The 6,358-nt window shown below is 60.9% G+C and carries 6 protein-coding genes; 3 read left to right on the top strand and 3 right to left on the bottom strand.

From position 1 onward, the window contains the following. On the top strand, positions 1-1,043 hold a 1,043-nt coding region (locus tag AB7S84_RS15965; RefSeq protein ID WP_428155710.1), incomplete at its 5' end, for a DUF3362 domain-containing protein. Here AB7S84_RS15965 and AB7S84_RS15960 read toward each other — a convergent pair. Beyond that, positions 1,028-2,089, bottom strand: coding sequence for a 3-oxoacyl-ACP synthase III family protein (locus AB7S84_RS15960; protein WP_040414378.1), 1,062 nt, complete (start codon positions 2,087-2,089; stop codon positions 1,028-1,030). The two genes, AB7S84_RS15965 and AB7S84_RS15960, sit on opposite strands and share 16 nt — an antisense overlap. A 281-nt stretch (positions 2,090-2,370) precedes the next feature. Between AB7S84_RS15960 and asd the strand changes: the two genes are divergently transcribed. Beyond that, entirely contained in the window at positions 2,371-3,489 is a 1,119-nt protein-coding gene (gene asd / locus AB7S84_RS15955) for an aspartate-semialdehyde dehydrogenase (RefSeq protein WP_428155707.1), read from the top strand. Between the two features lie 299 nt (positions 3,490-3,788). Here asd and AB7S84_RS15950 read toward each other — a convergent pair whose 3' ends face one another. Together AB7S84_RS15950 and AB7S84_RS15945 are read right to left on the bottom strand one after the other, a co-directional pair. Beyond that, positions 3,789-4,664 (bottom strand): DMT family transporter, encoded by an 876-nt coding sequence (locus tag AB7S84_RS15950; RefSeq protein WP_428155705.1) that lies wholly within the window; start codon positions 4,662-4,664, stop codon positions 3,789-3,791. Beyond that, positions 4,661-4,954, bottom strand: a complete 294-nt coding sequence (locus AB7S84_RS15945; protein ID WP_020875743.1) for a hypothetical protein — start codon at positions 4,952-4,954, stop codon at positions 4,661-4,663. Before AB7S84_RS15945 ends, AB7S84_RS15950 begins: the two co-directional genes overlap by 4 nt. 758 nt (positions 4,955-5,712) lie before the next feature. Between AB7S84_RS15945 and AB7S84_RS15940 the strand changes: the two genes are divergently transcribed. Beyond that, positions 5,713-6,358 (top strand): metal ABC transporter solute-binding protein, Zn/Mn family (locus tag AB7S84_RS15940; protein ID WP_428155702.1); only part of this gene is annotated, 646 nt, incomplete at its 3' end.

Genomic DNA, 6,358 nt, shown 5'->3' with positions numbered 1-6,358 from the left:
CAATGACGGCCCGCCGCCTCTGCCAGCGGCAGGATACGCGATACCTCGTCCAGAATCCTCCGCAAAGCCCCCTCTCTTCGGCGGAGTTGGATCGAATTCACGAGTTGCCCTACGCCCGGGAAGTCCACCCCTGCCATCGAAACGACGGCCCCGTCAGGGCCCTCGACACCATCCGATTCGCCCTTGTCGCCCACCGGGGGTGTTACGGCGAGTGCCGATTCTGCGCCATTACGGTCCATCAGGGACGGCACGTGGTTTCCCGGAGCGAGGATTCCATCGTTCGGGAAGCCGCTGCCTTCACGGCCCACCCCTTGTTCAAGGGGATCATTTCGGACGTGGGGGGCCCTACGGCCAACATGTACGGGATGGAATGCCGGAAAAAACAGAGGGACGGGGCCTGCGTCGACAGGGGATGCCTGTTTCCCGACGTCTGCCCCGGGATGCCGGTTCGCCACGACCGCCAACTGCGGCTCCTGGAACGTCTCAGAACCCTTCCGGGGGTCCGGCGGGTCTTCATCGCCAGCGGGATCCGGTACGACCTGATTCTGAAAGACCGGAAACACGGCGAACGCTACCTCGAGGAGATCCTCCGACACCACGTATCAGGACAACTCAAGATCGCCCCGGAGCACGTGGATGCCGGGGTCCTGAACCGCATGGGAAAGCCCGGACAGGAGGTCCTGGAGGCGTTCATCCGTCTGTTTACGCATCTGAAGCGAAAGAAGGCCCTCGACGGCTTCCTGACCTATTATTTCATGGCGGCCCATCCCGGGTGCACCCAGGCGGACATGGCCGGCCTCAGAGCCTTTGCCGAAAAAAAGCTGCACCTGTTGCCCGAACAGACCCAGATCTTCACCCCCACGCCCGCCACCTGGTCCACCCTCATGTACCACACCGGACGAGATCCCTTTACGGAAGAGACGATCTTCGTGGAAAGAGACCGCGCGGCCAGGGAACGCCAGAAGGCCGCCGTCACCCCGGCTCGGTCCGAACGGCCGAAACGGCGTTCCCCGCGGCGTCGGAAAGGTCAGGGCACCTTGTAGACCATGGCGTTGATGTTCATGCCGGCCCCCACGGAAGCGAAGACGAGGATGTCTCCGGAACCGACACGATGCCCTTCCAACTCCTCCCGACAGAGGAGATCCAGCAGCGTCGGCAGGGTGGCGACGGAGCTGTTGCCGAGGCGGTTGATCGTCATCGGCATGACGCCCTCGGGGATATCCTTGATCCCGTAAAGACGGAACAACCGCGTCAGAATCGCATGGTCCATCTTCTCATTGGCCTGATGGATCAGGACCTTCCTGACATCGGTGAGGGTGTACCCGACCTTCTCCAGGCATTTCTTCACGACTTCGGGCACGATTTTAAGGGCGTATCGGTAAATGTCGTGGCCGTCCATCTTGATGTAAAGCTCACCGCCGGTACGGTTCGGATTGTACGATTTCCCCATCCGCAGCAGATAGACATGGTCGGCGGCATCGGTTCTCGTGACGTGGGCCAGGATGCCGGCCTCCTTCTCCGTGGCTTCCACCAGGGCCGCGCCGGCCCCGTCGGCAAAGATCATGGAGTCGATGTCGTGGGGGTCCGAAATCCGCGACAGGGTTTCCGCGCCGATCACCAGGATCTTTTTGGCGTCCCCCGACCGGATATGGTAGTCCGCCAGCGTCATTCCATGCAGCCATCCAGGACAGCCGAAGGGAACATCGTAGGCGACGGTGTATGGATTTTGAATCCCCAGCTTGTGTTTGACCCGCGAGGCGATGGTAGGGACCATATCGACCCGAACGTTGTCCTGCGGCACATCCCCCAGATTCTGTGCCACGATGATCACGTCCAGGCTCTCCGGATCGACCCCTTCCATGGCTTTTTCCGCAGCGAAAAAGGCGATGTCGGAGGTTTTGAAATCATCGGTGACATATCGGCGTTCACGGATACCCGTGATGTTCTGGAGCGTCTGGATGATCTCGGTGTTGGGCTTTGTCAGCCGTACGCCGTCGGCACTGTAAAATTCGCGGTTCAGAAAATGGCTGTTCGGAATCCTCGCCGTGGGAATGTAGCTGCCCGTTCCAGTGATAATCGAATGTGTCATGATTGAAACCGTCTGCCTCCTTATCGGTATTGTCTTCACGCCGCCCTTCGGGTTTGGGGACGGCGTCACCTCCCGTTTCCTGTATGTATAAAGTAAACTTCGGATGTTGTACATAGGCAGGGATGGGTATTATCGGAAAATCGAAAAAAATTCGACGGAAAGATCCCCGTGAATCCTCAAGACTTGATTTTTGCCGCCGATTGCATCAAAGTAAGCAGGGATGCCCTGAGGGCATATAAACCGTATCAACCAATTTTTTGCAGAATATATGGGAGATGTTCATGAAAACGGTAGGCTTTATCGGATGGCGCGGCATGGTCGGTTCGGTTCTGATGAACCGGATGCTGGCGGAAAACGATTTCAATGCATGCGATCCCTTCTTTTTCTCGACGTCCCAGGCCGGGCTGAAGGGGCCCGATATCGGCCGGGGGGCATCCGAGGTGGCGGACGCCCTCGACCTGAACCGTCTGGCGGAAATGGACATCATCGTCTCCTGCCAGGGCGGCGACTATACAAAGGACTGCCACCCCCGGCTGCGCGACAACGGCTGGAACGGCTATTGGATCGATGCCGCCTCGACCCTCCGGATGGAGAAGAAAAGCGTCATCGTCCTCGATCCGGTGAACCGCCGGGTGATCGACGAAGCCCTTTCCCGGGGGGTCCGGGATTACGTCGGCGGCAACTGCACCGTCTCCCTGATGCTCATGGCGCTGGGCGGTCTGTTTGAAAATAAACTGATCGAGTGGATGACCTCCATGACCTATCAGGCGGCCTCGGGGGCCGGCGCCAAGAACATGCGCGAGCTGGTGTCCCAGATGAAGGCTATCGGGGACAGCGCGAATTCGCTCCTGTCCGACCCCGCCTCGGCCATTCTGGATCTGGACCGTCGGGTCACGGAGACCCTCCGCGAGAAATCCTTTCCGACGGAAAATTTCGGGGCGCCCCTGGCCGCCGGCCTGATCCCCTGGATCGACCGCCCCATGCCGAACGGGCAGACCCGGGAGGAGTGGAAGGGGCAGGCGGAAACCAACAAGATTCTCGGATGCGAGGACCACCCCCTGCCCATCGACGGCCAGTGCGTCCGCATCGGCGCCATGCGCTGCCACAGCCAGGCTTTCACCATCAAAATGACCCGTGATCTGCCGCTCGCCGAGATCGAGGAGATCATCGGCGGACACAACGCCTGGGTGAAGGTCGTTCCCAACGAAAAGGAGGCGAGCCTGCGGGAGCTGACGCCCGCCAAGGTCACCGGCACATTGTCGGTCCCGGTGGGCCGGATTCGGAAGCTCAACATGGGGCCGACCTATCTCACGGCCTTCTCGGTGGGTGACCAGCTGCTATGGGGTGCGGCGGAGCCGCTGCGCCGGATGCTGCGGATCCTGATCGAGCACCTGGCATAACCTCGTCCTTATCGATGATATCGCCCGGACCGATGCCCGGCTGGCACGGCAACGCTGTCGGCCGGCCGGGGCTCGGGTCCAGCGGCGACGCACCCGGCTATTTCTCCTTCTGTTTCTCCTGCTTTTCCTTCCGCTTTTCCTTGATGCTCTTGGCAGGCTTCTTCTTTTCCTCTTTCTTGGTATCCCGCGATTTGCCCATAACGCTCCTCCTTGGTGTCGGGTGAAAACAGACGGCAGGCGGCGACAAGCCCCCCTCTTTCCGCCGATATCATATTTTGATGCATTCGTAAAAAGTGAATTCAGGCCTCTCCGGGTCGGCGCTGTCGTTCCCGCCACGCAATCGTCAGATTGCTGGCCACCACCACCGCGGTGCCCCCGATGACGGCGGGGGTCGGCAGCTCCCGCCAGAATATCCAGCCCGTCAGCGTGGCCCAGAGGATGGCGCTGTAAGTGCAGGGCGCCAGGAGGGACGCCTCGGCCAACTGGAACGCCGTGGTCTTGGCGACCTGCTGAACAGCCGAGAAAACACCGATCCCGACCAGCCACGGCAACAGGTCCGGGGTGGGGAAGGCCCCGGAAAAAAGGGTGTACGGCGCGGAGAGGATGACGCCGATGAGAATGAAGTAGAATACGGTGGTCAGGGGATCTTCGGTCCGGCCCAGGCGACGGAGCGTGATGTCGACCAGGGCTCCGAAAAACGCCCCACCCAGAGCGATGAGAGAGGCGGGATTGGCGAACATCCCCATGGACGGCCGGGCCACCATCAGAATACCGCCGAAACCGACGATGACGGCGGCCCACCGGTGCCGGTCGATGCGCTCCCCCAGAAGCATGGGCGACAGGGCCGTAACGAACAGGGGCGCTGCAAACAGCAGGGATGTGGCATCGGCCATGGGCAGGAGGGCGTAGGCCCAGAAAATCAGACCGACACCGATGTTCCCGAGCATGGCGCGGTAGAGGTGGGCCCGAATCCGTCGCGTCTTGAATATGGACGACGGTCGGGTCATGCGCATATAGGGGACCAGGAGGGCCAGGGCGACGATGCCGCGATAAAACACCATCTCCACGGGGCCGTAAACCGAGCTGCACATCTTGGCGCAGGTGTTCATCAGAACGATGCACCCTGTGGCAAGGAGAAAGAGCAGAATGCCCCTGGGGGCGTTCTGGGTGGTCATCGTCCCCGGAACCCGGCGACAACCCAGCAGGCCAACCACCCGGCCAGGACCGGCCCCACCCCGATATAAAGGAACCGGATCGGCTCCTCCTCCCATGGTTTGAACCATGCCGCGGCGCCCGCGAGGTAGACCGCCGACACGGCGATTCCCAGGCGCATTTTCCCTGAAAGCCGTTTGCGGAAACCCGTCCCGCCGGCACGAGGCTCCGGTTTCCGGGGCATCACCCGGGGCATGAAGATGATCAGGAACACCACCAGCGCGATAACAATGAGTTCTTGAAATCCCGACATTTGACTCCTCTCTTCATACAGCCCGATGGGGATGCCCGCAAATCGGTCATTCCCATCGGCTTCGCCGTCCGCTCCTTCGATATCACAACTGCCGACACTGTCAAACGGGGAATTCCGTTCCCGTCGACAGCAGCGCGGCCGCGCCGCATGGGGCCGTTGACGTTAACTCGACTTTCGACTTTCATAGGCCGGTGCCGGAAGAATAAGGCCCGCGCGTTGAGGCTGAAGACCGAAGGCTGAAGGGGTGCGGCCGCCTCAGACGGTGCCTTCATCTCCTTCAGCCGCTGTCCGGTCACCATCATGACAGTCGAAAGTCGAGAATGAAATTTGTCAAGCCGATGAATGTGTGATAGTTTGACATTCAACTTTCGGTATTCACAGGCTGGTGGCCTATTCACTCAACTTTCGACTTTCATGTGGTGACGGGATAGAGGTGCCGGGAGGATACGGTCCGCGCTCCTTCAGCGGTGAGTTTTAGTGCCGCTTAAGCGCCGCGGCGGATCAGCGGCCCGGACTGTTTGAGCGCAAGCGAGTTTCCGGGCCGCCCGGAGCAAGCTTTAGCGGCACTTGAACGAAACCGCGTGGGGCGCGGGCCGTATCCTCCCGGCACCGGCCTATGAAAATCGACAGTTGAATTTTTTAGTTTTCAGCCTTCAGCCTTCGGTCTTCAGCCCCTGTCCGGTCACCATGACGAAAGCCGGAAGCTGATGCCGTCGACGGCTGAACGACCGACATCCGTTGCTCAAGAGGAGGTATGAATGCCCCCGACACACTCATCCCGGTACCGAACCGCTGTTGCCCTCCTGACCCTCGCCTTTCTGGCGGTCGACGCTTTTTGCACCCCCAGTGCCGGGGCCTATGACGGAAAATATCCCTTTCGCGCGGGAGCGACGGTGGGGATGGTGGCCGACATCGTTCGCGAGGTCGCGGGGGACCGGGCCGAGGTCACGGGCATCATCGGCGCCGGCGTCGACCCGCATCTTTACAACCCCACCCGGGGCGACGTCGCGGTGCTCCTGCGATCCGACATCGTCTTCTACTCGGGATTGCTCCTGGAAGGGCAGATGACGGAGATCCTGGCCAAGGTGGGGCGGCGCCGCCCGGTGATTCCGGTGACCGAGCGCCTGGAACGGACAGATCTGATACACACCCCCCAGACCCGACACTACGATCCCCACGTCTGGATGGACGTTCAGGGATGGATGAAGGCCGTGACGGTGGTCCGGGACGCGCTCTCGGCCTTCGACCCCCAAAACGCCCCCGAATACGGGGCCAGAGCCGAAGCCTATCTGTCGAATCTCAAAACCCTGGACGACTATGTCCGCAAGGTCATCGCCTCCATTCCCGAGAATCAGCGGGTCATGATCACGGCTCACGACGCCTTCAGCTATTTCGGACGCGCAT

This window comes from Desulfococcus sp., assembly GCF_050178255.1.
Lineage (GTDB): Bacteria > Desulfobacterota > Desulfobacteria > Desulfobacterales > Desulfococcaceae > Desulfococcus > Desulfococcus multivorans.
The sequence above is the reverse complement of the archived record's forward strand: the minus strand, read 5'-3'. Positions and strand labels throughout refer to the sequence as shown.

Excerpts from the sequence above, each read along its gene's own strand:
- AB7S84_RS15960 (WP_040414378.1), bottom strand. The coding sequence starts at position 2,089 with ATGACACATTCGATTATCACTGGAACGGGCAGCTACATTCCCACGGCG.
- AB7S84_RS15950 (WP_428155705.1), bottom strand. The coding sequence starts at position 4,664 with ATGACCACCCAGAACGCCCCCAGGGGCATTCTGCTCTTTCTCCTTGCC.
- asd (WP_428155707.1), top strand. The coding sequence starts at position 2,371 with ATGAAAACGGTAGGCTTTATCGGATGGCGCGGCATGGTCGGTTCGGTT.
- AB7S84_RS15945 (WP_020875743.1), bottom strand. The coding sequence starts at position 4,954 with ATGTCGGGATTTCAAGAACTCATTGTTATCGCGCTGGTGGTGTTCCTG.